Raw genomic sequence first — 24320 nt, forward strand, 5'->3', positions numbered from 1 at the left:
CGAACCGCCCCACACAACCATGGCCCGAACAGGTGACGCGAAAACGTTTCTGCTGGCGGGATCGCAACCGGCAGACCCCGTCAGGGGAACAGAGGTCGACAGCACGTTCGTTCCTTCAGAGAGGACCAGCTCATGCGCCTACGCAACATCCTGGCCGCCGCTCTCGGTGCCCTCATGCTGTCCGCGGCCCTGCCGGCGTCGCCCGCCGCGGCCGCCCAAGGCGACTTCCTGTACACCTACGTCGGCCTCAACGGCGCAAGGCTGCGAGGTCAGCTCGTCGATCCGCCCAGCAGCCAGTGCATCGACATCCCCGAGACGGTCGACTCGGCCCTGCCCGCCTTCGCCCCGCGCAACTTCACGGACGCCACCGCCACCGTCTTCCTCGAAGCGGACTGCGCCGGCGACGTCTTCTACGTGATGCCCCCGGGCAGGGTTCTCGGCGACCGCCTGCGGCTGCGCTCCGTCGTCTTCAGCTGACACCCCACACGGCAAGAAGCCGGGCCGCCATTCCCGCTCACGGGGCCCGGCTCCCGGGCAACGGGGTCGCTCGGGCCACCCTGCTCAGCCGTCACACCCGCCATCCCCCAGTCCACGAGTATGACGGGACACGGTCACAAGATCTCCGGCTGCAGTACGAGGGCTCCGGCGCGGAGGTCTCTACTCGCACGTTGCGCCGACCATGGAGCAGGAGATCGCCGATTCGCCGCAAACCAGCCGGCTGCGCTTCATGCCCTTCGTGATCTACCGGATCCTGCTGGGCATCCTGCTGTTCGTGCTGATCGGCACGGACGTGCTGAGCCCGCACGCCGGCGAGTCCGGCTCGTAGCGGGGCCCGCACCACCACTTCGCGTGAATCGGAGGCCGCCCGGGAACGTTCCCGGGCGGCCTCCGCGTCGTTCTTGACGAAGACAGCGCAAGGCAAGCATCAGGGGGTGTCCCATGGGTCGGGTGGTACTGGAGCGTTTTCCGGCCGGAAGTCCGCGGGGAAGCTGGCCCGCCGAGGAGTACGCGGCGCAGCGGATGCGCGAGGGCGTACCGGCCGAGGTGGTCATGGATCTCGCCAGCGACGCGTTCCTCGTCGTGGTCCGGCAACGGGAGGCGCGTTCCGGTCACTGACGGGCCGCGGGGAGACCCCGTGGGCGCACGCCCCTTGGCCCCGCGCCCGCGCGGCCCCACACTGACCCGATGACTCAGCGTGTGGATCTGGCGACGGTGATGGACCGGCTGGCGATCGACGACGTGGTAACGCGCTACGCGGTGGCCGTGGACGACGGCGACTGGGCCGCCTACCGGGCCCTGTTCACCGCCGACGGGCGGGCCGACTACAGCTCGGCGGGCGGGGCCGAGGGTCCGGTGGAGCAGGTCGCGGACTGGCTCGCGCAGACCATGAGGCTCTTCCCCGTACGTCAGCACCTGATCGTCAACCGGCTGATCCGGCTGGAGGACGTCGCCGGTTCACCCGGCGACGGCGCCGAGGTCCGGGCCGACTTCCTGAACCCGATGCGGCTGGCGGGGCCGGAGGACGACGGGACGGTCACCTCCCCCGATTTCGTGGCCGCCGGGCGCTACACCTTCGTCCTGGCGCGGACCCGGGACGGCTGGCGGCTCACCCGTGTCACCGTGCACGAGAAGTGGCGGCACACGAGCGCGTGAGCCGGTGCGGGCCGGCCCGCCCGCGCGGCCCGCAGGGCGGTTCCGCCCTGCACTGCCACACTGGAAGCGGAGGCGCGCCATGATCGTCACGCACAACGGTTGGTCCCGCCGCTGGCGCGCGGCCGCCGCGGTGGCCGCCGGGGCGCTGCCCGCCCTCGCGTTCCCCGCTCCCGCGCTCTGGTGGTTCGCCTACGTGGCCCTGGTGCCCTGGATGCTGCTGCTGAGGTCCGCCCCCGGCAGGCGGCGGGCGGCCCTGGAGGGCTGGCTCGGCGGCGCCGGGTTCATCCTGGCCGTGCACCACTGGCTGCTGCCGAGCCTGCACGTGTTCCTGGTCCCGGTGGCGGCCCTGCTGGGGTTGCTGTGGATCCCCTGGGCGCTGCTGGTGCGGGAACTGCTCGGCGGCCGCCCCTCGGCGCGCCGGGCGGCCCTGGCGCTGGTCCTCGTACCGGCGGGATGGCTGCTGTCGGAGCTGGTCCGGTCCTGGCAGGGGCTGGGCGGGCCGTGGGGGCTGCTGGGGGCCAGTCAGTGGCAGGTGCCGCCCGCGCTGCGGCTGGCGTCGGTGGGCGGGGTGTGGCTGATCAGCCTGCTGGTGGTGGCGGTGAACTGCGCCGTGGTGCTGCTGGTCGCCGTGCCGGGTGCGCGGGTCCCCGCGGTCGCCGCAGTGGCGGGCTGTGCGCTGCTGACGGGTGCGGTGTGGGTGTGGTCGGTCCGGCCGGCGGAGTCGGGCGGGCTGCGCGTGGCCGTCGTGCAGCCGGGTCCGGTGCCCGACGGCCCGGACAGTGCGGAGCGGCGGTTCGCGGCCGGTGAGCGGCTGACCCGGCCGCTTGCCGGGCAGCGGGTGGACCTGGTGGTGTGGGGCGAGAGCAGCGTGGGCGAGGACCTGTCGGCCCGCCCGGACCTGGCCCGCCGGCTCGCCGCGCTGTCGGCGGAGGTCGGGGCTCCGCTGCTGGTGAACGTGGATGCGCGGCGGGCGGACCGGCCCGGGATCCACAAGAGCGCGGTGCTGGTCGGCCCCGGCGGCCCGACCGGTGACCGGTACGACAAAATGCGGCTGGTCCCCTTCGGGGAGTACGTGCCAGCCCGGACGCTGCTGGGCTGGGCGACCTCGGTCGGCAGGGCGGCCGGCGAGGACCGCATACGCGGGGACGCTCCGGTCGTCATGGACCTGCCGGGGCAGCGGGACGGGGGCACGGTGGCCCGTCTCGGACCGCTGGTCTGCTTCGAGTCCGCGTTCCCCGACATGAGCCGGCGCCTCACCCTCGACGGGGCCTCCCTGCTGATCGCCCAGTCGGCGACCTCCACCTTCCAGGAGAGCTGGGCGCCGGCCCAGCACGCCTCGCTGGCGGCCCTGCGGGCGGCCGAGAACGGCCGTCCGATGGTGCACGCCACCCTGACGGGGGTCAGCGTCGTGAACGGCCCCTCGGGCGAGCGGATCGGCGCCGCCCTGCCGACGTCGGCGCGGACCGCGGAGGTGTACGAGGTGCCGCTCGCCCGGGGCTCGACCCTGTACGTCCGTTTCGGGGACTGGCCGGTGACCGCGGCCCTAGCCGCCCTGGCCCTCTACTGCGGCGCGGCGGGCGCTCGTTGGCTCACAAGGCCTTCTGCGCCTGCGCCAGAGCCGAGTTCACCACCAGCTCGCACAGCTCGTGGGTGAGCAGGGCGTCGCGCGCACTGAGCGTCCGGCCCGCCGCGACCGCCTCCAGGAAGTGGTCCACCACCTGCTCGATGCCGCGCTGGCGGGCGACGGACACCCAGTCCCCGCGCCGCCGCACGGTCGGCTGACCCTTGTGGTCGATGATCTCGGCGAGGTTGACGACCTGACGCTTGGTGTCCCGGCCCGAGACCTCCAGGACCTCCTCGTTGGACCCGGACAGGCGGTTCATGATGCCGAGCGCGCTGAAGCCGGCGCCGGAGAGGTGGAGCACCACCTGGTGCATCAGGCCGTCGCGCACCACGGCGCGGACGTCGGTGTGCTCGGCCTCCCCCGGCAGCAGGAAGCGCAGGGTGTCGACGACGTGGATGAAGTCGTCGAGCACGAGGGTGCGCGGGTCCTCTGGCAGCCCGATCCGGTTCTTCTGCAGGACGATCAGCTCGCGCGGGTGGTCGGCGCACTGGGCGTAGCCGGGCGCGTAGCGGCGGTTGAAGCCGACGGCGAGCGACACCCCGCGCTCCTCGGCCAGTTCGACCAGGTGCCGTGACGCCGTCAGCTCGTAGGCGAGGGGCTTGTCCACGTACGTCGGTACGCCGGCCTCCAGCAGCCGGGTGACGATCTCGGGGTGGGAGGCGGTCGGCGCGTGCACGAAGGCCGCGTCCAGCCCCTCGGCGAGCAGGGCGTCGAGATCGGTGTGCCGGTGCGCCGCCGGGACGCGGTGGACACCGCCGACCCGTTCCAGGGTCTCGGGAGTGCGGGTCTGCAGGTGCAGTTCGATGTCCGCGCGGGTGGTGAGGACGGGCAGGTACGCCTTCTGCGCGATGTCACCGAGTCCGATGCAGCCGACCTTCACCGGGGCCTCCAGGTTCGTTCCTTGTGGGATTCCGGCAGCTTAATCCCTGGTGACCGGGGTCCCGGTTCGCTCAGGATGGACCGTATGACCACCAGTTCAGGATCACATCGCCCCGAACCCGCCACCACCGCCGACGAGCGGGAGATGCTCGACGGCTGGCTCGACTACCACCGCGCGACCCTCATGTGGAAGTGCGAGGGACTGCGGGACGAGGAGCTGCGCAGGATGCCGCTCGCGCCTTCCGGGCTGAGCCTCCTGGGCCTCGTACGGCACATGACGGAGGTGGAGCGGTACTGGTTCCGGGAGATCATGCTGGGCGAGGACCTGCCCGAGCTGTACGTCACGGACGGGGACCGGGACGGCGACTTCCACTTCACCGAGGCGGCCACCTGGGCCGAGACCGAGCAGGAATGGCGGACCGAGGTCGAACTCGCGCGCCGGGCCGCCGCGGGCCGCTCGCTCGACCTGCGCTCGGACGCCGCGAGCCACCGCCGCGGCGAGGTGTTCAGCCTGCGCTGGGTCTACACCCACATGATCGAGGAGTACGCGCGCCACAACGGGCACGCGGACCTGCTGCGCGAGCACATAGACGGCGCCACCGGCGAGTGAGCCGCAGCGCGGCCCCCGGTGGCGGGTGATCCGCCGGTCACCCCGCCGCGCGTCACCCGTGCGGGGTGAATATGGGCTCCCGGTTTTCACAACGGGGTCCTCGCACAGCAGAGTTGCGCGGGTGCATCCAACGCGAACCACGACAAAGCTGCTGCTCGGAGTCGCCTGCGCCGTTTCGGCGGTGTCCGGCTGCGTTCAGGTGAACCCCGGCCCCGCGCAGCCCGCGGCGGCCCCCGCCACCGGGGTACCGCCCCGGCACGTGCCGCGCAGCGGGCCGGGGGCCGCCCCGGTGGCCGTACGGGCGCCCGCCCTGGAGGCGCTGGAGGCGGTCGGGGCGGCCCCGGAGCAGCCCGCGCGGCCGGCGGGCGCGACCCCGGCCGTACGGGCCTCCGGGCGGGGCACACAGGGCGCCTCCGGCGGGCCCGTGCGGGACGCCCCGCCGGTCCCCGACATCCCGGAGCCCCGGCGGGCCGCCGAACCCGCCCAGGGGCGCCCTGACGGCCCCCGGCGCCATGCCCGGCCCGACACCGAGGCGGAACGTGAGCTGGTGCGGAAGCTGCCGGTACGGCCGGCCGACGTCTGCGCGCTGGGCCGCCGTCACGGCCGCTGGCATCCCGACAGCCCGGAGGCCCGGATCTGCGCGGGCGTGCACGGAGGCTGACGGGGAAGCCGCCGACCCCTCTCGGGACTGTTCGGGCCAGGACTGTCCGGGTCAGGACTGTTCGGGAAAGGGCCGGGGCCCGGGGCCCGGCCCCGCTTCCGCGGCGAGACGGCGTTCCAGCCGTGCGATTCCCGCCCGTACGCCGTTGCCGTAGCCGTCGTCCGCCAGCGCGCCGGAGGCCGCGCGGGCCCGGGCCAGATGGACCCGGGCGGCATCCGGCCGCTGCAGCTTCAGGTAGTCGGCGGCCAGGCTGAGGTGCAGGGACGGGTAGAAGACGCGCATCGCGGCGCGCGGTTCCCGCTGCACCGGGGGTCCGTCCCCGCAGCCGGTGCCCGGCCCGTCGCGCGGGGCGTCGGCGGCGGTCAGGGCCCGAAGGTCCCAGGCCAGCTCGTCGGCGGGATCGTCCTGGGCGTCGGCCATGTAGTGGGCGAGGGTGCACCGGTGCAGACAGTCGCCCTCCTCGCCGATCTCCTGCCAGATCTCGCCGAGCCGGTTGCGGGCCTCCTCGCGGTCCCCTGCGTGCAGCAGGATGACCGCCTGGCCGATCCTCGTCATGACGGCGTCCTCCGACGCCTCCTGCTGCTCGGTCACGCGGCCTCCGGCTCGCTCTGCCAGACCTGCGCCGGTCTGATCATCAAAAAGCTAGCCGGAGGTACGGGCGATGCCGCCGAGGCGCGGTGGGGCGTCAGCCGAGGTCCGGGATCCGCCAGTCGATCGGCTCATGTCCCTGGGCGGCGATGGCCTCGTTGATCTGCGTGAAGGGCCGGGAGCCGAAGAACTTCTTGGCGGACAGCGGCGAGGGGTGGGCCCCCTTGACGATCACGTGCCGCTCCTCGTCGATGAGCGGGATCTTCTTCTGGGCGTAGGCGCCCCACAGGACGAACACGGCCGGGTCGGGGCGGTCGGAGACCGCGCGGATCACGGCGTCGGTGAACTTCTCCCAGCCCTTGCCCTTGTGCGAGTTCGGCTCGGCCTCGCGGACGGTGAGCACCGCGTTGAGCAGCAGGACGCCCTGCTGGGCCCACGGCATCAGATACCCGTTGTCCGGGACCTCCAGGCCGAGCTCCTCCTTCATCTCCTTGTAGATGTTGCGCAGCGAGGGCGGGGTCTTGACCCCGGGCTGCACGGAGAAGCACAGGCCGTGGCCCTGGCCGGCGCCGTGGTAGGGGTCCTGGCCGAGGACGAGGACCTTCACCTGCTCGAAGGGCGTGGCGTCCAGGGCCGCGAACACCTGCTCGCGGGGCGGGTAGACCGGCCCGTTCGCCCGCTCCTTCTCGACGAACTCGGTGAGCTCTTTGAAGTAGGGCTGGTCCAGCTCCCCACCGAGGACGGGGAGCCAGGACTCGGGCAGCATCTCGGTCACGGCGACAACCTCCGGTACAAGTTCGTGCAACTGCTCCAGAACCTACCGGGGGCCACTGACAACGCGTCGGCCGCCCGGGAGATCGCCCGGGCGGCACCGCGGCTACCAGCTGGTCTTGCGGTACAGCTCCCACATCTGCATGGCGGTCTGCGGGTCGAGGGCCCGCTCGGCGCCCGCGATGTCCTCGCGTGCGGCGACGTACAGCTTGCCCTGCCACAGGGGCAGCAGCCGCACGTCCTCGGCGAAGATCTGCTGGGCCTTCTCGAACTGCTGGACCCCGGAGGAGCGGTCTCCGTCGCGGCGGGACTTGGGCAGCAGTTCGGTGAGGATCTCGTTCTGCTCGTACGGGGTACCGACCGCGTTCTCCTTGCCGACGAACGGCGCGATGAAGTTGTCCGGGTCCGGGAAGTCGGGGAACCAGCCTCGGCCGAAGACCGGGTACTCCTGGCTCTTGTAGCCCTCCTGGAAGGTCTTCCAGGGCTGGCTGCGCAGGGTGATGCGGAACAGGCCGCTCTCGTCGAGCTGCCGCTTGATCTCGGTGAACTCCTCGGCGGTGGAGGCGCCGTACCGGTCGGTGGTGTACCAGAAGGTCAGGTCGACCGGCTGGTTGATCCCGGCCTCCTTGAGGATCTTCTTGGCCTTGCCGACGTCAGCGGCGCCGTACTTGTCGTAGAACGGCGTCTTGTGGCCGACGACGCCCTTGGGAACCATCGAGTACAGCGGCTCCGCGGTGCCCTGGTAGACCTTGGAGACGAGGGTGCCGCGGTCGATGACCTGGGCGATGGCCTGGCGGACCGCGAGCTTGTTGACCGCCGGGTCCTTGGGGTTGAAGACCAGGTAGCGGATCTCGGCGCCGACGTTCTCGACGACCTGGACGCCGAGTCCGTGTGCGGCGGGGCTCTGGAGGTCGGTGACCTGCGGGGCCGACAGGCCTCGGTAGGTGGCGTCCAGCTCCTTGGCCTTCAGGTCCGCGACCATCTTCTGGGAGTCCGCGTAGTAGCGGATGGTCACGGCCTTGTTCTGACGGTTCGCGAAGCCCGTGTAGCCCTTGTACTCGGACAGCACGGCCTCGCCGCCGTCCCTGTAGGAGTCCAGCACGTAGGGGCCCGAGCCGGTGATCTTTCCGTCCTCGCGCACCTTGTCGGCGGGGTAGTCCTTGGGCGCGACCAGCGAGGCCGCGGGCGAGCCGAGGACGTACGGGAAGGTGGCGTCCGAGGTCTTCAGGTGGAAGACGACGGTCAGCGCGTCGGGGGTCTCGATCTTGTCGAGGCTGCCGAAGAGGTCCTTCGGGCCGACCTTGGAGCCGATCGTCCGGATCCGGTCGAGGGAGTGCTTGACGGCCTTGGAGTCGAGGGGCTCGCCGTTGGAGAACTTCAGGCCCTTGCGCAGGGTGCACCGGTAGGCCTGGCTCGCGCCGTCGGTGAACTCGCAGTTCTGTGCGGCGTCCGGCTGGGGCTTGGTGGAGCCCGTGGGGAACGCCAGAAGGGTCTGGTAGACGTTCCGGTACAGCTCCCAGGAGCCGTCCCACGCCGCGGCGGGATCGAGGGTACTCGGTGCGCTCGTGGTCCCTACGACGATCCGCTTCGCCTCGTCGCCGTCGTCATCCGACAGCAGGCCGCAACCGGCGAGCAGGGATATGGACGCAAGGGCCGCAGTGATCTGCAGGCATCTGGTCCGGTTGAACACGTGCACGCTCCTCGATCAGCCAGGGGTGCGGCAGACCCTACCGCAGTGCCCCACGAATCCAATGGGTTGGTTTCGTGAGGCACTTGACCGGTTCCGTGCATATTCGATACCTATTTACCTCCCTTTCGGAGGCAAATACGTCCGATTATCGGTCAGTGCACCCCGGAATTGAGGAACATCCCACCGTCGACGACCAGAGTTTGGCCCGTGATCCATTCCGCTTGTGCAGATGTAAGAAAGGCCGCGGCCCCGCCGATGTCCTCCGGGAGGCCGAGCCGGCCGAGCGGATAGGCCGCCGCGGCCTCCTGCTCCCGGCCCTCGTACAGCGCCTGGGCGAACTTGGTCTTGACCACCGCGGGGGCGATCGCGTTCACGCGGACCCCCGGCGCCATCTCGTGGGCGAGCTGGAGGGTGAGGTTGACCATGGCCGCCTTGCTCATCCCGTACGCGCCGATGAAGGGCGAGGCGGAGATGCCGGCGATCGACGCGATGTTCACGATCGCGCCGCCGTTCTCCTTCTGCCAGGCGTGCCAGGTCCGCTGGGCGAAGCCGAGCGCGGAGATCACGTTGGTCTCGAAGACCTTCCGGGCGACCCCGAGGTCGAGGTCCGCGATCGGGCCGAAGACCGGATTGGTGCCCGCGTTGTTCACCAGGAAGTCGACCCGGCCGAAGGCCTCCATCGTGCGCTCGACGGCAAGGGCCTGGTGGGCCTCGTCGTGCGCCTTCCCGGCCACCCCGATCACCCGGTCCGCACCGAGGCGCTCCACGGCCTCCTTGAGGGCCTCCTCGTTGCGTCCGGTGATGCAGAGCCGGTCACCCCGGGCGACCAGCGCCTCGGCGATGCCGTAGCCGATGCCCCGGCTCGCCCCGGTGATCAGCGCGACCCTGCCGCTGTCGGTACCGCTGTACGTCATGACGTGCGCCCTGCCTCTCGTTCGGTGCGTCAGTTGAGGGGGCCGCCGGCCACGTACATGACCTGGCCGGAGACGAAGCCGGCGGCGTCACCGGTGAAGAAGGCGATGGCGTTGGCGATGTCGTCCGGGCGGCCGACGCGCTGGACCGGGATCTGGGTGGCCGCGGCGGCCTGGAAGTCCTCGAAGCCCATGCCGACCCGGGCGGCCGTCTGGGCGGTCATCTCGGTGACGATGAAGCCGGGGGCGACGGCGTTGGCGGTGACGCCGAACTTGCCGAGCTCGATGGCCAGGGTCTTGGTGAAGCCCTGCAGACCGGCCTTGGCGGCCGAGTAGTTGACCTGGCCGCGGTTGCCGAGGGCCGAGCTGCTGGAGAGGTTCACGATGCGGCCGAACTTCGCCTCCACCATGTACTTCTGACACGCCTTCGACATCAGGAAGGCACCGCGCAGGTGCACGTTCATGACCGTGTCCCAGTCGGTCTCGCTCATCTTGAAGAGCAGGTTGTCGCGCAGCACGCCCGCGTTGTTGACCAGGATGGTGGGAGCGCCGAGTTCGGCGGCGACGCGCTCGACGGCCGCCTCCACCTGCGCGCCGTCGGAGACGTCGCAACCGACCGCCAGCGCCCGGCCGCCGGCCGCCGTGACGGCCTCGACGGTGTCCTTGCAGGCCGCCTCGTCGAGGTCGAGTACGGCGACGGCGCGGCCCTCGGCGGCCAGGCGCACGGCGGTGGCCGCGCCGATGCCCCGGGCCGCCCCGGTCACGATGGCGACGCGCTGCTCGGTGGTGGACATGCTGGTTCTCCTCGCCCTTGAGAGACGGCCGCCCAAGGTGAGCAACCGCTTAGTAGCTTCAGCTGAGGAGACGCTAGGAGCCCTGGCACCCCGTGTCAACGGCCGCCGGTACGACACCGGCCGCGGACACGCCCTCAGCGGACGAGGAGGTCCAGGAGCCGCTCCACCTCCGCCGCGGGGTCGGCCGTCAGGCCCGTGTGCACCGGCCCCGGCTGCACCACCGTGCTGCGCGGGGCGATCAGCCAGCGGAACCGGCGCCCCGCGTCGTCACCCGCCGCCTGCCCCGCCGCCTCGCCGCCGCCGCACACTCCCTCGACCCCGCGCAGGGCGGCCCGTACGCCGGCCACGTCGGCCGCCGGGTCCAGCGCGAGGAGCTTCGCCTCGTCGAGGTGGGTGCGCGCGGCCACGTAGGAATGCGCCCGGCAGTAGACGATCACGCCGGCGTTGAAACACTCGCCGCGTTCCATCCGGGGCACCACGCGCACCAGCGCGTACTCGAACACGTCCCGCTCGGTCACTCGTCGCCGCTCTTCTTCTTGTGGGTCTTGTGGGTCTTGTGGGGCCATTCCGGCAGGTGGTCGGTGAGCCAGCCGGGAGGTCCGGCCGGCGCCTTCACCTCGGCCTCCAGCGAGATCCTCTCGTGGATCGTGGCCGCGCGCGGCAGCAGCGCCTCCACGTAGGCACGGCGCAGCGCGTCGGTGGAGTCGAATCCCGGCTCGTCGACCAGCCACTCGTCCGGGACCTCGGCGGTGACCTCGGTGAGCAGTTCCTCGGTGACCAGCGGTGCCAGTGCGGCGGCCGCTGCCTCGATGTCCGGTCCCACGGGGGCCAGTACGTGGTCGGAGGCGTTGTAGGGCTTCGCGGCGGCTGCCTGGGCCGTGGGCCAGTTGTGGTGCCAGATCATGGTGGCGCCGTGGTCGATGAGCCAGAGGTCCCCGTGCCAGACCAGCATGTTCGGGTTGCGCCAGGACCGGTCGACGTTGTTGATCAGGGCGTCGAACCAGACCACGCGCCCGGCCTCGGCCGGGTCCACCCGGTAGGCGAGCGGGTCGAAGCCGATGGAGCCCGGCAGGTAGTCCATGCCGAGGTTGAGTCCGCCGCTGGCCTTGAGCAGTTCCTGGACCTCCTGGTCGGGCTCGGCGAGCCCGATGACGGGGTCGAGCTGCATCTGCACCAGCGTGGGGACCCTGAGCCCCAGCCGCTGGGCCAGGCGGCCGCAGATGACCTCGGCGACCAGGGTCTTGCGGCCCTGACCGGCTCCGGTGAATTTCATGACGTAGGTGCCGAGGTCGTCGGCCTCGACGATCCCGGGGAGCGAGCCGCCCTCACGTAGGGGCGTCACATAGCGGGTCGCGATCACTTCTGTGAGCATTTTCCCAGGCTATCGGGCGAACAAGGTGCATGATCAAAGGATTTTCCCGGTCGGGGGGCGAACCGATGGAAAACACCCCTCCCGGGCTCACGCCCCGGCGGCGTCCCCGGCCTTGCTGGAGGGCTGGACCGTCGGGATGCGCTGGGTGAAGAACAGCGCGACGAGCGAGGCGAAAGCCAGGACGGAGAGGGCCGCGCTCAGCCCGTCGACCCTGGCCTGCTCGTTCGCCGCGAGCGCGGCGTCGGCCACCTCGGGGGTGACGCCGGCTTCGGCGAGCGCGCTCTCCAGCTGGGCGTCCGACAGGAAGGGTGCGCCGCTGGCGAGCTGGACGGTCGCCTGGCTCTTGACCGAGCTCGGGACCGCCGGGTTCTCCGTGATGCTGCTCAGGAAGGAGGACGTGAGAGTCGCGATCATGATGGATCCCGCGAGGGCCGTACCGATGGACGCGCCGAGGTTGGTGACGGCGTTCTGGACGCCTCCGACCTCGGCGGACTGCGCCTGTGGCACCGCGGACACGGTGACCGCGCCCAGCTGGGACGCGAGGGCGCCCATGCCGAGCCCGATCAGCAGCAGCGGGACGGCGACCACCTCCGCTCCCGCGTCCACGTCGAGCGCCCCCAGCAGGACCACCGCTCCGGCGAGCAGGGCGAGGGTCCCGAGCCGGACCACGCGACGCGGTGAGACGTCCGGCAGGAAGCGCGGGATCAGGGTCGCGGCCGCCAGCAGCGTGATCGACAGCGGCAGGAGCCGGGCACCGGTCGCCAGCGCGGACAGGCCCAGCGCGACCGACAGGTAGAGCGGGACGACGAAGAAGACGCCCATCATCACGAGGTACTGGAAGAAGAACATGGTCAGCCCGCCGGTGAGCTGCTTGTTCCGCAGCATCGCCGGGTCGACGAGCGGCTCCTGCCGCCGCGCCACCAGCCGGCCCTCCCAGCGGAGGAAGAGCCAGACCAGGAACAGCCCCAGCAGCATCAGCCACAGGGTCGGCGACACCCCGAACCACGCGGGCCCGCCCTCCTTGGGCCTGAACCAGCCCCACTCGTCCGACCGGAGCACCCCGTAGACGAACGTCCCGAGCCCCAGCGCCGACAGGACGACGCCGACGAGGTCGATGCGCGGACGCTCCTCGCTCACGGCGTCCGCGATGGGGCGGGCGAGCACGAGGATGCCGGCCACCATCAGCACCTCGCCGGCGAAGACCCACCGCCAGGAGAAGTAGGTCGTGGCGAGCCCTCCGATGAGGGGCCCCAGCGCGATGGCGATGGCGCCGGCCGCCGCGACGAGGCCGTAGGCGGCGGGACGGCGTTCGGCGGGGAAGTTCCCGGCGACGAGGGCCACGATCGCGGGCAGGATGAGCGCCGCCCCGACCCCTTCCAGGAACGACCAGCCGATCAGCAGCACGGTGAGGTTCGGTGCGATCGAGGTGACGAGGGAGCCGCTGCCGTAGATCACGCAGCCGATCAGGAAGGCGCGTTTGCGGCCGATCAGCACCCCGACCTTGCCGCCGGGGATCATGAGCATGGCCATCACGAGGGTGTAGGCCGTGATGGCACCCTGGATGCCGGTCACGGTGGTGCCGAGGTCCCCGGCGACGGTGGCGATGGAGACGTTCATGACGGAGCTGTCGAGTGCCATCAGGAACTGGCCCGCCGCGAGCGTCATCAGGACGAGTCGCGCCTTCGGGGGATTACCGGTCGCCGTCCCTGCCCTGGATGCCATGGCTGCATGCTTCCAGCCGTACGCGGGAGCGGCCGGACGACCCGCCCGAGAGTCAGCCGGACGGACAGGCGGCGACCGGATCGTCGTGGACCAGGGCGCAGACCATCCGTGCGCCGCGCGGTTCTCGGGGTAGGCGGCGCGGAGCTCCTCCTCGAAGGCCTTCCACTGCCGGGTGATCTCGGCGGTGGCGCGGCGGAAGTGGTCGCCGGTCCGCGCCCGGGCGGACGCGGGCGTGTTCACGGCAGGCTCCCGGCTCGGTTCCGGCGAGGGTGCTTCCATGCTGCGCACGGCCGGGCCGTCCCCGCATCCGCGGCCGTGCGCGGGCTCCCCGGCAGCACTGCGTACCGCGTCCGTCCCGGTGGCGGCCGGGCGCCCTCGCGCGCCCGGCGGGCGCCAGACCTACAGTTGAGGGCGAGGTGGCGTGCCGGGACTCGGGGCGGCCGCTCCCCCTTGCCCAGTCCCCCGCGCCAGGGCGCGACAACCCCAGGAGGGCATGCGACATGTCCACTGCATCTGAAACCCCGGTTCTGGACACCCTCGCCGCCATGACGGTCGATTCGCTCGAACGGTGCGGGTTGGACCCGACCATGCTGCTCATGACCCGGATCGCGGCGCTCGCCGCCTCGGACGCTCCTCCGATCTCCTACCTCGCCCACATCGACCCCGCGGTCAAGGCCGGCCTGACGGCGGAGCAGTTGCAGGACGTCCTGGTCGCCATCGCGCCCATCGTCGGCACCGCCCGTGTCATGACGGCGGCGGGCAACATCACCAGGGCGTTCGGCGTGGCCATCGCCGTCGCCGAGGCGGAGGCCCAGGCCGAGATGGACTCCATGGGCTGACTCGGAACGACAGCCGGACCGGTCGGGTGGCCGACCGGTCCGGCCCGGGCGGGGCGGGTCACGTAGGCAGGCAGCAGGCAGCAGGCAGATCGATCAGGCCGGCAGCCAGGAGTCAGGAGTCAGGAGGGCCCCCATGTCCCGGAGTGCGATCACCGCGATGCGTGCGGTGCCCGGTGCCACACCCGAGGAGCGCGCGGCCATGGGCAAGGACGCCCGCCGCCGTTGTCCCCGGTCGGGGCACGCCGTGTACCAGCCGTCCCCCGACCGGCCGGATCCCCTGGCGATCCTGGAGGCGCAGTCCGCGACACGGGTGCCCGAGCTGGTCCCGATCCGCTACGCCCGGATGACGGAATCCCCGTTCCGCTTCTACCGGGGTGCCGCCGCCATCATGGCGTCCGACCTGGCCGGGACCCCGGCCTCGGGCATCGCGGCACAGCTCTGCGGTGACGCGCACCTGCTGAACTTCCGCCTGCTGGCCTCGCCGGAGCGGCGGCTGATGTTCGACATCAACGACTTCGACGAGACGCTGCCCGGCCCCTGGGAGTGGGACGTCAAGCGGCTGTCCGCGAGTCTGGTGATCGCCGCCCGGGCGAACGGCTTCGACGAGGCCGAACGCGCCCGCATCGTGAACTCCGCGGTGCGCTCGTACCGCGAGGCGATGACCGGCTTCGCCGGGATGGGCAATCTCGACGTCTGGTACGCGAAGACCGACGCGGAGGGGCTGGAGGCCCTCGTCACCGAACAGCTCGACAAGCGCGGCCGCAAGAAGCTGGCCACGGCGCTGGCGAAGGCCCGGTCACGCGACAACCTGCAGGTCTTCGACAAGCTCACCGAGATGGTCGACGGGCAGCCCAGGATCGCGGCGGACCCGCCGCTGCTGGTACCCCTCGCGGACCTGCTGCCGGACGACGAGCGCGGCGAACTCGTGGAGCGGCTCGCCTCGCTGGTGGGCCACTACGGCCACACGCTGGAGAGCAACCGCCGGGCGTTGCTGGAGGACTACCGCCTGGTGGACGTCGCCCGCAAGGTGGTCGGCGTCGGCAGCGTCGGCACCCGCTGCTGGATCCTGCTCCTGCTCGGCAAGGACGGCCGCGACCCGTTGTTCCTCCAGGCCAAGGAGGCCGACACCTCCGTGCTCGCCGGCCACGTCGGCGCCAGCCTGTACGCGAACCAGGGCGAACGCGTGGTGTCGGGGCAGCGGTTGATGCAGGCGGCGAGCGACATCTTCCTCGGCTGGGAGCGGGTGGACGGCATCGACGGCAGGAAGCGGGACTTCTACATCCGCCAACTGCGCGACTGGAAAGGCATCGCGATGCCGGAGACGATGTCGCCCGCACAGCTGGAGACCTTCGGCAACGCCTGCGGGATGACCCTGGCCCGCGCGCACGCCCGCTCCGGCGACCGGGTGGCGATCGCCTCGTACCTCGGCCGGGGAGACGTCTTCGACCGGGCGCTCGCCGAGTTCGCCGAGGCGTACGCCGACCAGAACGAACGCGACCACCAGGCCCTGGTGGACGCGGTACGGGCCGGCCGCCTGCCCGCGCGGGAACTCCCGGCGGACTGACGGCGGACCCGCGGGGCCGGACGGCACCATCCCCTCCTGCGGCGCCGACCGGCGGGGCGCGTGATCAGAACGCGAAGACCGCGTTGCCGTTGAGGGTCGCGGCCATGGTGCAGGAGTTGGCGAACGTGTGGTCCCAGGCCACGCGGCGGCCCTCCCACACGCCGACCGCGGACACGGTGACGGGGGCGTAGTGCATCGGGCACGCCCGGTCCGGGTTCGGGGTGGAGAGCAGCCGGTCGAACGTGCCTCCGGTGGACTTCAGGGCCGCGCACGCGGCCTCGGGGTCGGGGTGCGTTCCCCGGGGACCCGGCGCGCAGCTGACGGTGGTGGCGCGGACGACGGTGGCTGCGGCCACGTCGTCCCCCTGGGCGACGCTGAAGACCATGGCCGACGGGGCGTACAGGCTCTCGGGCTGAGCCTGCGCGATGCCGGCGGCACCGGCCAGACAGAGGAGCGCGGCAGCGGAGACGGCGGCGGAGCGACGGTAACGCACGGGAAGACTCGCTTTCGATTCTTTGGTTGAGCGCGATGATTCCTTTCGGTATCGCGCTCCGTTGCGCCAAAGCCTCGCTGAGTCGAAGGGGCATTGCACATCGACGACCGATTTACGGACACCTCGTCCGCATAACGGTGACCGAATGGCCGTTCGGGCAGCTCAGACGGGGTGCGACCGCACTGTCACCCTGTGCGACCGTCGCACGGTCCGGGCGATGACGTGCGGCGTTGCGGACGCGGCACCGCTCCGGGGCGCCCCGGGTTCACCGGACGGCTACCCAGCTTGTCCGGATGTCTGCGCTCCGAGGCGGCCCGCGGGGGCCCACCGGCCGAGCAGCTCCTCGGTCGTGGTGATGGCCGCCACCAGCGCGAGCGAGTTGCGGATGACCTCGGCGGTGCAGGAGGCGGGCACTCCGGCGATCGCGTCGGCGGGGACCACGACCCGGTAGCCGAGGTTCACGGCGTCGAAGACGGTGTTCGGGATGGCGATGTTGGAGGAGACCCCGGTGACCACGAGGGTGCGGATGCCGAGGTTGCGCAGGAGCGCGTCCAGGTCGGTGCCGGCCATGGGCGAGAGGCCGTGCAGACGGCGCAGGACGAGGTCCCGCTCGGCGACGGTGAGCGGCGCGGCGACCTCCACCGCGCGACTCCCGGTCAGCTGTCGCACGGGAAGCCTGCCGGCCGCCCGGAAGAGCCGGGCGTTGGTGTTCGCCGCGAGGCCGTCCGGCCGCCGCTCGGCGACCGCGTGCAGCACTTGTACGCCGGCTCCGCGCGCGGCCTCGACCAGCGCGGCGACCCGACCCAGCATGCCGGAGTCCCGCGCCTCCTTGGCGAGTTCGGGCAGCGCGCTCTCCTCGCCCACGACGCCGTTCTGGCACTCGACGGTCAGCAGCGCGGTCGTGACGGGATCGAGGTCCGGCATGACTCCCCCTGGCGTGGCGTCGGAAGAGCCCTCATGATTCCTGACACACAGTCAGATGTGAAGGGGCGCGGTACCGATGGACGGGACTCAGCGGCGGGGCCGCCGCATCATGATGAGCACGGCGGAAGTGGACGCGTTCCTGCGGGAGCAGAGGACCTGCCGGGTGGCGACGGTCTCCCCCGACGGGCGCCCGCACGTGGGCGCCCTGTGGTTCGCATGGGACGGCGGCTCGCTGTGGCTGTACTCGATCACGCGCAGCCGACGCTGGGCGGACCTGCGCAAGGACCCGCGGATCTCCGTGGTCGTGGACGCGGGCGAGTCGTACGACGAGCTGCGCGGCGTGGAACTGTCCGGCAGTGCGGTCTTCGTGGGCGAGGCCCCGCGCACGGGCGAGCCCTGCCCCGAACTGGCGGAGGCCGAACGGATCTTCCCGGTCAAGAACTTCGGAATCGAGGAGATGCCGCACGACGGACGCCACGCGTGGATCCGCCTGACCCCGGACACGGTCGTCTCCTGGGACTTCCGCAAGATCTGACGGCCCGCGGCCGTGCGGGCACCCGGGCCCTGCCGTCGAAGCCCCGCCCGGCCCGCGACGCCCGGCGCTACGTGGACGACAGAACACCTAGGGCGTGTTTTGAAAGTAGCGCCGGGCGCCCGAAGGGCGTGGCTCACGGCGTCTGGTGCCGTGCATCGCAAGGCGGAGGGGCGCCCTTGTACTGGACGTACTTGGGCGAACCCGACAACGCAGCGAGGTGCGGTGCCAGGCGTCGTGGGCCAGGCGGGACTTTCAAAACACGAGCTAGGCGTGCTGGAGTTCGGCGGCCGTGGTCCGCAGGGCGTCGACCGCGGCCCGGATCGAGGGCCGGCGGTCCGCGTCCGCGCGCCAGACGGCGTACACGTGACGGCGCACGGCGTCGCAGACGGGCAGCAGCCGGACGCCCGGCGGTACCGGGCCGCGGCCCAGCTTCGGCGCGACGCACACCCCGAGCCCGGCCTCGACGAAGGCCAGCTGGGTGTGGTGCTCCTCGGCGATGTGCGCGATGCGCGGCTCCGTTCCGGTGCCGCGCAGGGTGAAGACCAGCCATTCGTGGCAGAACTGACCCTCGTTCCAGGAGATCCACTCGTCGTCGGCGAACTCGGCGAGGGAGATCGAGGACCGGTCCGCCAGCCGGTGGCCGGCCGGGACGGCGATGTCGACGGAGTCGTCCAGCAGGTGCGTCCGGGTGAGCTCGGCGGGCACCGGCATCCGCTTGTTGTGCCAGTCGATGGCGAGGGCCATGTCGAGGTCGCCCCGCACGACGGCGGCCATGCTCTCCTCGGGCTCCTGCTCGCACACCCGGACCCGTAGCTCCGGGTGGCCGGTGCGCAGCGCGGACAGGGCCTGGGGCAGCAGCCCTCGCATGGCGGTGGGAAAGGCGCCGATGCGCAGCTCCCCGACGGCGCAGCCGCGCTGTGCCTCGACGTCGGCCTGGGCCTGCTCCACCTGGGAGATGATCCGGGCCGCATGGTCGGCGAGCAGTCGGCCCGCGTCGGTGAGGCGGACCCCGCGGCCGTTCCTGGCCAGCAGCGGCTGGCCGACCTCGCGCTCCAGCTTGGCCATCTGCTGGGACACGGCGGAGGTGGTGACGTGGAGGCCGTCGGCGGCGCCGCTGACCGAGCCGTGACGGGCGAGGGCGTCGAGGGTGCGCAGGCGCTCCAGGTTCAACATGTAAGCGATGCTACGCCGTCACCGAGAGAAACTCTCGCTTGTCCTACGAAGTTGATACGAGCACAGTAAGGGGCATGAGCGCACCCGCAGCCCCTCGGCCGACCCTGCCGGCCCCTTCACCGACCGCCGCCGCCACCGTCGCGACCGCCACCACCTCCACCACCTCGCCCACGCCGGCGGCGGTCACGAGCGCGGCGCCCCGTCGGCGCGGCCTGCTCGACTGGCGGGTGCGGTTCGCGATCCTCTCGGTGGTCTGGGGCTTCAGCTTCCTGCTGATCAAGGTCGGCACCGAGGCGTACGCGCCCTTCCAGGTGGCCCTGGGCCGGGTCCTGTTCGGCGCGCTCGCGCTCCTCGCCGTGCTCATGCTCCGCCGGGAGCCGCTCCCCCGCGGGCTGCGCACCTGGGGACACCTCACCGTGGCGGCGCTGCTGCTCAACACCGCCCCGTTCTCGCTCTTCGCCTACGCCGAGCTGAGCATCCCCTCCAGCCTGGCCGGCATCTGCAACGCCACGTCCCCGCTCTGGGGCATGGCCCTGTCGCTGGTCGCCCTCTCCGAGGACCGCCCGACGCGTCGTCGCTTCGCCGGCCTGGGCCTGGGCTTCCTCGGCGTGCTGACCGTGCTCGGCGCCTGGCACGGCTTCTCCGGCGTCGACGCCAGGGGCACCGTCTTCGCCCTGCTGGCCTCGCTCTGCTACCCCGTCGGCTGGATCTACGTCCGCCGCACGCTCGCCGGCACCCCCGGCTCTCCGGTGGCCCTGACCGGCGGCCAGCTCATGGTCTCCACCCTCCAGCTCGCGCTGGTCAGCGCCCTGTTCACGTCGGCCCCGGCCTCGTTCCCGCTCTGGCCGACCCTGTCGGTGATCGCCCTGGGCGCCCTCGGCACCGGCATGGCCCTGCAGATGCAGTACGGCCTGGTCACGGAGGTCGGGCCGACCACCGCCCAGATGGTCACCTACTTCATCCCCGTCATCGCCACCACGGCCGGCGTCCTGGTCCTCGGCGAACAGCTGAACTGGAACACCCCGGTCGGCGCCGCGATCGTCCTGGCGGGCGCCGCCCTCACCCAGACCCGGCCCGGACCTGCCAAGCCGGCCTGACCGCGCCCACCCCGGTGGCCCCGCCCCGGCGACGGGGAGCACCGGGGCGGGCGCGTCCGGCCCGCGGGGTCCCGCCCGGCGGCGGGACCCCGCGGTCAGTCGTTCCGGCCGCCCGCCGTGCCCGGCCGGACCGCCGCGGCCACGGCGTCGGCCAGGACCGGCACCTCCGACACCTCCAGGCGGGACACCGTCAGCCGCACGCCCGGCCCCGACTCGACCCGGAACACGGCCCCGGCCGCGACCCCCCACCCCGCCGCGAGCAGCCTCGTGACCACCACCGTCTCGTCGGCCACCGGCACCCACACGTTCAGTCCCGTCCGCCCGTGCGCCGGCACGCCCCGCTCCCGCAGGGCCTCGACCAGCGCGTCCCGCCGCTCCCCGTAGGCCCGCGCGACGGCCGCCCGGTCCACCGCCCGCGAGGTCCACAGTTCCACCACCGCGTGCTGGAGCAGCCGGCTCACCCACCCCGGACCCAGCCGCTGGCGTCCCCGCACCCGGTCCAGGGTCACCTCGTCGCCCGTCAGGACGGCGAGCCGCAGGTCCGGCCCGTACGCCTTGGCCGTGGAGCGGATCAGCACCCAGTGCCGGGTCACCCCGCCCAGCGGGTGCAGCGGCAGGTCGACGATCCCGTGCCCGTGGTCGTCCTCGACCAGCAGCACCCCGGGGTACCGCGCGAGCAGTTCCCGCAGTTGCGCCGCTCGCTGCGGGCCCACCGCGGCGCCGGTCGGGTTCTGCGCGCGCGAGGTCACCACCAGCGCCCGTGCCCCCGCCGCGAGGGCCCGGGCCACAGCTTCGGTCCGGGGCCCGTCGTCGTCGACCGCGACCGGCAGCAGCCGCAGCCCGAGTGCGGGCACCAGGTCGAGCGCACCGCCCCACCCCGGGTCCTCGACCGCCACGGCGTCACCGGGCCTCAGGTGCGCGACCAGGACCCGTTCGATCGCGTCCAGCGCCCCCGAGGTCACCGCGACCGGCCCGGAGGGCACCGCGTCCGCGTCGAGTTCGGCGCGGGCGATCCGCGCCAGATCGGGCGCGACCGGGTCCGCCCCGTAGAGGGTGGGCGCCTGCGCGTGACGGCGCGCGGCGGCCGCCAGTGCCCCGTCCAGCGCGGGCAGCAGCGACACGTCGGGGTTGCCCTCCGCGATGTCCCGCACCCCGGGCGGCACCACCATCCGCAGCGCGTCCCGCGGGGTGCTCGACGGGCGGGCGCGCACCCGGCTCCCGCGCCGCCCGTCCGTCTCGATGACACCGCGCTCACGCAGCGTCCGGTAGGCGGCCGCCACGGTGTTCGGGTTGACGCCGAGCACGCCCGCCAGCTCCCGCATCGGCGGCAGCGGCGATCCGGGCGGCAGTTCGCCCGACGCCACGCCCGCCTCGACGCTGGCCGCGATTTCAGATGTGCGACGACCTGTGATCCGATACTCTCCTAGCACAAACAACATTATGCACTAGTGCAATGGAGTCCGCATCATGACGGCCACGCCTGCCACCGAGACCACGGAGACAACGGAGACGACGGAGAGCACCGGGACGACCGGTGCGTACGAGCCCACCGACCGCACGGTCCCCACCCGCTCCCGCGACCGGGCGCGCTACGACCGCGAGACGGTGCACTCGATACTCGACGGGGCCTACATCTGCCATCTGGGCTTCGTCCGCGACGGCGCGCCGGTGGTCCTGCCGACGCTGTTCGCCCGGGTCGGGGAATCGCTCTACGTGCACGGTTCCACCGGGTCCCGCCCGCTGCTCGCGGCGGGCCGCACCGACCCGGGCCTGCCCGTCTGCGTCACGGTCACCCATGTCGACGGCCTGGTGCTGGCCCGCTCGGCCTTCCACCACTCGCTCAACTACCGCTCGGTGGTCGTGCACGGCACCGCCCGCCAGGTGACCGACGAGGCGGAGTGCCGCACGGCCCTGGGCGCCATGGTCGACGCCGTCGCCCCGGGCCGTTCCGGCGACGTCCGGCCGGCCAACGCCAAGGAGCTCGCCGCCACCGCGGTGATCCGGGTGGACCTGGAGGAGGTGTCCGCGAAGCTCCGTACCGGAGGGGTGAACGACGACGCCGAGGACCTGGGCCTGCCGCACTGGGCGGGCGTGGTCCCGGTCGGCACGACGTACGGCACGCCCGTGCCCGCCGCGGACCTGACCCCCGGCATCGCCGTCCCGGACTACCTCACCGGGCTCTGACGGGCCGGCCGCACGGCGGCGGGCGCTGCGGGGCCGGTGGCTCCGGCGGGCCCCGCGGACGGGCCCGCCGGACGACGGGACTCCGCCACGATCAGCGCGCCGACCGCCGCCAGCAGCAGTGCGGTGCCCAGGACCACGGCGCCGGTCAGCCGCTCCCCCAGGACGAGGACGGCGATCGCCGCCGCGCTCACCGGCTCGATCAGCATGATCACCGAGACGGTCGCGGCCCGCACGGCAGCGGCGCCGGTGAAGTAGAGGACGTACGCCAGCGCCGTCGGCACGGTGGCGACGTACAGCAGCAGCCAGAGCACCCGCCCCAGGTCCGCGGTGTGCGGCAGCAGCCCTTCGGCCGCGGCGAGCGGCAGCAGGCACACCGCGCCCACCGCGACGGACCAGGCGGTGGTCACCAGCGGGTCCCCGGCAGCGCCGCGCCGGCCCAGCCGGCGGGCCCGCAGGGTCATCGCCGCGTACCCGGCGGCCGACAGCAGCGCCCAGCCCACGCCGAGCGGGCGCACCTCGGCCCCGCCGCTGCCCAGGACCAGGACGGCCAGCCCCGCGAGCGCCCCCGCGACGGCGACCGTGCCACCGCGGCCGAGCCGTTCGCCCATCCAGGAACGCGCTCCGAGCGCGATGAGCACGGGTCCCGCGCCGAGGGTGACCACGGTGCCCACGGCCAGCCCGGTCTCGCGCACGGCGGCGAAGTAGGCGGCCTGGAAGACGGTGAAGAGCAGCCCGGTCACGATCAGGGAGCCCACCGAGGGCGAGACCGCGGACGGCCGCACCCGCCCCCGCCCGCGACGGACCCGCCGGTCACGGACCCGTCGGACGGCGAGCACCCCGAGGAGCACGACGAGCCCGCCCGCGCAACGCCAGAACGACAGGGCGAGCGGGCCGAGGTCACTGGCCAGGTAGAGGAGGGAGGCGGCCGCCCCGGCGGTGCCCCAGGCGGCTCCGGCGACGACGAGGTACAGCAGACTGCGCCCGGCAGCGGGCGAGTGGTTCGACACGTGAGTTCTCCGCGCGTGAAGGATGAGTGGATCGAGGTCATCGCTTCGCGGGCAGCACCGACCCGCCCGGGGACTGCCCGGGCCGGATCGTCGTCGTGGGGCGCCGCCCGCTAGGACGCGGGAGGCGGAAGCACGGTCGCATGCATGTCGGTCACCCTACAGGGCGGCTTTCGCGGGTTCGCGGTCCGCCCGGACCGGTTCGGCCGCCTGCGGGGCCGGCCGCGAGGACTGCGCGATGAAGGCGCCGCCCAGCACCAGGGCGCCGCCGGCGATCTGCCAGGTGGAGAGGTGCTCGCCGAGCAGGATCCAGGCCAGCACGGTGGCCACGACGGCCTCCAGGAAGGCCACCACGCCCGCGACCTGGGGCGAGAGCCTGCGCACCGAGACCACACCGGTCACGTACGCGAAGACGGTCGCGACGAGCACGACCCAGCCGAGCAGCGCCGGCGCGGGCACCATGGTGCCGCCCACGGACGCGTCCCCGCCCAGCACCGACCAGTCGATCTCCCACGGCCGGGCGATGACTGTCATCACCAGGGCGCCGATGAGCATCCCGTACGCGATCACCCCGAGCGGGTCGGGGGCGTCCTCCCCGTCGGCGCCCTGGTCGGCGAAGACGAAGTAGAACGCCTGGCAGCAGGCCGCGGCGAGACCGAAGAGCACGCCGAGCAGGTCCAGGCTGAGTCCGGCCCAGATCTCGACCACGCAGGCCAGGCCGACGACGGCCACGGCCGCGCCGGCGGCGGCCCCCCGCGTCACCGGCTTGCGCTGTACGAAGCGGATGTAGCCGAGGAGCAGCGCCGGGCCCAGGTACTCCAGCAGGAGGGCCACACCGACCGGGATCCGGGACAGCGAGGCGAAGTAGAAGGCCTGCACGCCCGCGACGGCGACGAGACCGAAGCCGGCGAGCAGGGCGGGCTTGCGCAGCAGGAGGTCGCGGTGGCGCCAGGCGAGAGGGGAGAGCACGAGCGCCGCGCCGGCCACCCTGAGCCAGACCATGTGGAGGGGGTCCAGACCCGCCTCGATCAGCGGCTTCGCAGCCACTCCGGAACCACCGAACGCGAACGCCGAAACGAGGGCGAGGCCCAGTCCGGCGTTTTTCCCTGACGCTTGCATCCGGCCATCATGACAGGGCAAGTCAGGAGCGTCACTGCTGTGACACCTGTTGAGACAGACCTGAGATCACGCCTCGCCGAGCCCCACCGGATCTGACAGGCCGTCAGTATTGA

General features: G+C 72.5%; 26 protein-coding genes and 1 pseudogene. 12 read left to right on the top strand and 15 right to left on the bottom strand.

Features of this window, described 5'->3' with window-relative positions:
- The first annotated feature begins 132 nt into the window (after positions 1-132).
- The 5 genes and pseudogenes from ACIPXC_RS23140 to lnt all read left to right on the top strand — a co-directional run bounded on the left by ACIPXC_RS23140 (position 133) and on the right by lnt (position 3307).
- Positions 133-477 (top strand): hypothetical protein, encoded by a 345-nt coding sequence (locus ACIPXC_RS23140; RefSeq protein WP_401621314.1) that lies wholly within the window; start codon positions 133-135, stop codon positions 475-477.
- Between the two features lie 247 nt (positions 478-724).
- Positions 725-826, top strand: a pseudogene (locus ACIPXC_RS23145) (undecaprenyl-diphosphatase); the annotation flags it as partial.
- 113 nt (positions 827-939) lie between these two features.
- Positions 940-1116 carry a hypothetical protein gene (locus ACIPXC_RS23150; RefSeq protein ID WP_106967693.1) on the top strand — a complete coding sequence of 59 codons (177 nt, stop codon included), beginning with the start codon at positions 940-942 and terminating at the stop codon, positions 1114-1116.
- A gap of 69 nt (positions 1117-1185) precedes the next feature.
- Positions 1186-1653, top strand: coding sequence for a nuclear transport factor 2 family protein (locus ACIPXC_RS23155; protein WP_401621317.1), 468 nt, complete (start codon positions 1186-1188; stop codon positions 1651-1653).
- Between the two features lie 79 nt (positions 1654-1732).
- Positions 1733-3307, top strand: a complete 1575-nt coding sequence (gene lnt / locus ACIPXC_RS23160; protein WP_401621320.1) for an apolipoprotein N-acyltransferase — start codon at positions 1733-1735, stop codon at positions 3305-3307.
- On the opposite strand, the gene ACIPXC_RS23165 is transcribed toward lnt, so the two are convergent.
- A complete protein-coding gene (locus tag ACIPXC_RS23165) occupies positions 3243-4157 on the bottom strand; it encodes a Gfo/Idh/MocA family protein (RefSeq protein WP_386527031.1) in 915 nt (304 codons plus the stop codon). The two genes, lnt and ACIPXC_RS23165, sit on opposite strands and share 65 nt — an antisense overlap.
- 84 nt (positions 4158-4241) lie before the next feature.
- Between ACIPXC_RS23165 and ACIPXC_RS23170 the strand changes: the two genes are divergently transcribed.
- Positions 4242-4766 (top strand): DinB family protein, encoded by a 525-nt coding sequence (locus tag ACIPXC_RS23170; RefSeq protein WP_401621323.1) that lies wholly within the window; start codon positions 4242-4244, stop codon positions 4764-4766.
- A 121-nt stretch (positions 4767-4887) separates the two neighbouring features.
- A complete protein-coding gene (locus tag ACIPXC_RS23175) occupies positions 4888-5427 on the top strand; it encodes a hypothetical protein (protein ID WP_401621326.1) in 540 nt (179 codons plus the stop codon).
- Positions 5428-5478: 51 nt separating this feature from the next.
- On the opposite strand, the gene ACIPXC_RS23180 is transcribed toward ACIPXC_RS23175, so the two are convergent.
- The 8 genes from ACIPXC_RS23180 to ACIPXC_RS23215 all read right to left on the bottom strand — a co-directional run bounded on the left by ACIPXC_RS23180 (position 5479) and on the right by ACIPXC_RS23215 (position 13275).
- Positions 5479-6018 (bottom strand): hypothetical protein, encoded by a 540-nt coding sequence (locus ACIPXC_RS23180; protein ID WP_401621328.1) that lies wholly within the window; start codon positions 6016-6018, stop codon positions 5479-5481.
- Between the two features lie 94 nt (positions 6019-6112).
- Entirely contained in the window at positions 6113-6781 is a 669-nt protein-coding gene (locus ACIPXC_RS23185) for a uracil-DNA glycosylase (protein ID WP_392578638.1), read from the bottom strand.
- Positions 6782-6892: 111 nt separating this feature from the next.
- The gene (locus ACIPXC_RS23190) at positions 6893-8476 is read right to left on the bottom strand and encodes an ABC transporter substrate-binding protein (RefSeq protein WP_401621331.1); all 1584 of its coding nucleotides are present in this window, start codon (positions 8474-8476) and stop codon (positions 6893-6895) included.
- Between the two features lie 152 nt (positions 8477-8628).
- Positions 8629-9390, bottom strand: coding sequence for an SDR family oxidoreductase (locus ACIPXC_RS23195; protein ID WP_401621333.1), 762 nt, complete (start codon positions 9388-9390; stop codon positions 8629-8631).
- Positions 9391-9419: 29 nt separating this feature from the next.
- Positions 9420-10181 (bottom strand): 3-oxoacyl-ACP reductase FabG, encoded by a 762-nt coding sequence (fabG, locus tag ACIPXC_RS23200; protein WP_401621336.1) that lies wholly within the window; start codon positions 10179-10181, stop codon positions 9420-9422.
- A 134-nt stretch (positions 10182-10315) separates the two neighbouring features.
- Entirely contained in the window at positions 10316-10699 is a 384-nt protein-coding gene (locus tag ACIPXC_RS23205) for a DUF3037 domain-containing protein (RefSeq protein ID WP_030770975.1), read from the bottom strand.
- Complete coding sequence (locus tag ACIPXC_RS23210; protein WP_401621339.1) at positions 10696-11553, bottom strand: HipA family kinase; 858 nt, start codon at positions 11551-11553, stop codon at positions 10696-10698. Before ACIPXC_RS23210 ends, ACIPXC_RS23205 begins: the two co-directional genes overlap by 4 nt.
- Before the next feature lie 87 nt (positions 11554-11640).
- Positions 11641-13275, bottom strand: coding sequence for an MFS transporter (locus ACIPXC_RS23215; RefSeq protein ID WP_401621342.1), 1635 nt, complete (start codon positions 13273-13275; stop codon positions 11641-11643).
- 500 nt (positions 13276-13775) lie between these two features.
- Here ACIPXC_RS23215 and ACIPXC_RS23220 point away from each other — a divergent pair, with 500 nt between their 5' ends.
- Both ACIPXC_RS23220 and ACIPXC_RS23225 read left to right on the top strand, forming a co-directional pair.
- Positions 13776-14114, top strand: a complete 339-nt coding sequence (locus ACIPXC_RS23220) for a carboxymuconolactone decarboxylase family protein (RefSeq protein ID WP_401621345.1) — start codon at positions 13776-13778, stop codon at positions 14112-14114.
- Positions 14115-14247: 133 nt separating this feature from the next.
- Positions 14248-15678 (top strand): DUF2252 domain-containing protein, encoded by a 1431-nt coding sequence (locus ACIPXC_RS23225; protein WP_401621348.1) that lies wholly within the window; start codon positions 14248-14250, stop codon positions 15676-15678.
- Positions 15679-15742: 64 nt separating this feature from the next.
- Here the strand turns inward: ACIPXC_RS23225 and ACIPXC_RS23230 are convergent, their stop codons facing one another.
- Together ACIPXC_RS23230 and ACIPXC_RS23235 are read right to left on the bottom strand one after the other, a co-directional pair.
- Positions 15743-16171 carry a subtilase-type protease inhibitor gene (locus tag ACIPXC_RS23230; protein WP_401621351.1) on the bottom strand — a complete coding sequence of 143 codons (429 nt, stop codon included), beginning with the start codon at positions 16169-16171 and terminating at the stop codon, positions 15743-15745.
- Between the two features lie 276 nt (positions 16172-16447).
- A complete protein-coding gene (locus ACIPXC_RS23235) occupies positions 16448-17095 on the bottom strand; it encodes a cysteine hydrolase (RefSeq protein WP_401621354.1) in 648 nt (215 codons plus the stop codon).
- A gap of 76 nt (positions 17096-17171) precedes the next feature.
- Between ACIPXC_RS23235 and ACIPXC_RS23240 the strand changes: the two genes are divergently transcribed.
- Entirely contained in the window at positions 17172-17630 is a 459-nt protein-coding gene (locus ACIPXC_RS23240; protein ID WP_401621357.1) for a pyridoxamine 5'-phosphate oxidase family protein, read from the top strand.
- 264 nt (positions 17631-17894) lie between these two features.
- Here the strand turns inward: ACIPXC_RS23240 and ACIPXC_RS23245 are convergent, their stop codons facing one another.
- A complete protein-coding gene (locus ACIPXC_RS23245) occupies positions 17895-18803 on the bottom strand; it encodes a LysR substrate-binding domain-containing protein (protein ID WP_401621360.1) in 909 nt (302 codons plus the stop codon).
- A 74-nt stretch (positions 18804-18877) separates the two neighbouring features.
- On the opposite strand from ACIPXC_RS23245, the gene ACIPXC_RS23250 reads away from it, so the two are divergent.
- Positions 18878-19900 (top strand): DMT family transporter, encoded by a 1023-nt coding sequence (locus tag ACIPXC_RS23250; RefSeq protein WP_401621363.1) that lies wholly within the window; start codon positions 18878-18880, stop codon positions 19898-19900.
- A 95-nt stretch (positions 19901-19995) separates the two neighbouring features.
- Here the strand turns inward: ACIPXC_RS23250 and ACIPXC_RS23255 are convergent, their stop codons facing one another.
- Positions 19996-21330 carry an aminotransferase class I/II-fold pyridoxal phosphate-dependent enzyme gene (locus ACIPXC_RS23255; RefSeq protein WP_401621366.1) on the bottom strand — a complete coding sequence of 445 codons (1335 nt, stop codon included), beginning with the start codon at positions 21328-21330 and terminating at the stop codon, positions 19996-19998.
- Positions 21331-21367: 37 nt separating this feature from the next.
- Between ACIPXC_RS23255 and ACIPXC_RS23260 the strand changes: the two genes are divergently transcribed.
- The gene (locus ACIPXC_RS23260; RefSeq protein WP_401621368.1) at positions 21368-22084 is read left to right on the top strand and encodes a pyridoxamine 5'-phosphate oxidase family protein; all 717 of its coding nucleotides are present in this window, start codon (positions 21368-21370) and stop codon (positions 22082-22084) included.
- On the opposite strand, the gene ACIPXC_RS23265 is transcribed toward ACIPXC_RS23260, so the two are convergent.
- Together ACIPXC_RS23265 and ACIPXC_RS23270 are read right to left on the bottom strand one after the other, a co-directional pair.
- Entirely contained in the window at positions 22066-23091 is a 1026-nt protein-coding gene (locus tag ACIPXC_RS23265; protein ID WP_401621371.1) for a DMT family transporter, read from the bottom strand. The genes ACIPXC_RS23260 and ACIPXC_RS23265 overlap by 19 nt on opposite strands.
- 156 nt (positions 23092-23247) lie before the next feature.
- The gene (locus ACIPXC_RS23270) at positions 23248-24207 is read right to left on the bottom strand and encodes an EamA family transporter (RefSeq protein ID WP_401621374.1); all 960 of its coding nucleotides are present in this window, start codon (positions 24205-24207) and stop codon (positions 23248-23250) included.
- Positions 24208-24320: the final 113 nt, after the last annotated feature.

This window comes from Streptomyces sp. NPDC090021 (assembly GCF_044748225.1).
Lineage (GTDB): Bacteria > Actinomycetota > Actinomycetes > Streptomycetales > Streptomycetaceae > Streptomyces.

What these genes read in the sequence shown, in the direction of transcription:
- ACIPXC_RS23140 (WP_401621314.1), top strand. Translation starts at nt 133, where the DNA reads ATGCGCCTACGCAACATCCTGGCCGCCGCTCTCGGTGCCCTCATGCTG.
- ACIPXC_RS23150 (WP_106967693.1), top strand. Translation starts at nt 940, where the DNA reads ATGGGTCGGGTGGTACTGGAGCGTTTTCCGGCCGGAAGTCCGCGGGGA.
- ACIPXC_RS23155 (WP_401621317.1), top strand. Translation starts at nt 1,186, where the DNA reads ATGACTCAGCGTGTGGATCTGGCGACGGTGATGGACCGGCTGGCGATC.
- lnt (WP_401621320.1), top strand. Translation starts at nt 1,733, where the DNA reads ATGATCGTCACGCACAACGGTTGGTCCCGCCGCTGGCGCGCGGCCGCC.
- ACIPXC_RS23170 (WP_401621323.1), top strand. Translation starts at nt 4,242, where the DNA reads ATGACCACCAGTTCAGGATCACATCGCCCCGAACCCGCCACCACCGCC.
- ACIPXC_RS23185 (WP_392578638.1), bottom strand. Translation starts at nt 6,781, where the DNA reads ATGCTGCCCGAGTCCTGGCTCCCCGTCCTCGGTGGGGAGCTGGACCAG.
- ACIPXC_RS23195 (WP_401621333.1), bottom strand. Translation starts at nt 9,390, where the DNA reads ATGACGTACAGCGGTACCGACAGCGGCAGGGTCGCGCTGATCACCGGG.
- fabG (WP_401621336.1), bottom strand. Translation starts at nt 10,181, where the DNA reads ATGTCCACCACCGAGCAGCGCGTCGCCATCGTGACCGGGGCGGCCCGG.
- ACIPXC_RS23210 (WP_401621339.1), bottom strand. Translation starts at nt 11,553, where the DNA reads ATGCTCACAGAAGTGATCGCGACCCGCTATGTGACGCCCCTACGTGAG.
- ACIPXC_RS23215 (WP_401621342.1), bottom strand. Translation starts at nt 13,275, where the DNA reads ATGGCATCCAGGGCAGGGACGGCGACCGGTAATCCCCCGAAGGCGCGA.
- ACIPXC_RS23220 (WP_401621345.1), top strand. Translation starts at nt 13,776, where the DNA reads ATGTCCACTGCATCTGAAACCCCGGTTCTGGACACCCTCGCCGCCATG.
- ACIPXC_RS23225 (WP_401621348.1), top strand. Translation starts at nt 14,248, where the DNA reads ATGTCCCGGAGTGCGATCACCGCGATGCGTGCGGTGCCCGGTGCCACA.
- ACIPXC_RS23235 (WP_401621354.1), bottom strand. Translation starts at nt 17,095, where the DNA reads ATGCCGGACCTCGATCCCGTCACGACCGCGCTGCTGACCGTCGAGTGC.
- ACIPXC_RS23240 (WP_401621357.1), top strand. Translation starts at nt 17,172, where the DNA reads ATGGACGGGACTCAGCGGCGGGGCCGCCGCATCATGATGAGCACGGCG.
- ACIPXC_RS23245 (WP_401621360.1), bottom strand. Translation starts at nt 18,803, where the DNA reads ATGTTGAACCTGGAGCGCCTGCGCACCCTCGACGCCCTCGCCCGTCAC.
- ACIPXC_RS23250 (WP_401621363.1), top strand. Translation starts at nt 18,878, where the DNA reads ATGAGCGCACCCGCAGCCCCTCGGCCGACCCTGCCGGCCCCTTCACCG.
- ACIPXC_RS23260 (WP_401621368.1), top strand. Translation starts at nt 21,368, where the DNA reads ATGACGGCCACGCCTGCCACCGAGACCACGGAGACAACGGAGACGACG.
- ACIPXC_RS23270 (WP_401621374.1), bottom strand. Translation starts at nt 24,207, where the DNA reads ATGCAAGCGTCAGGGAAAAACGCCGGACTGGGCCTCGCCCTCGTTTCG.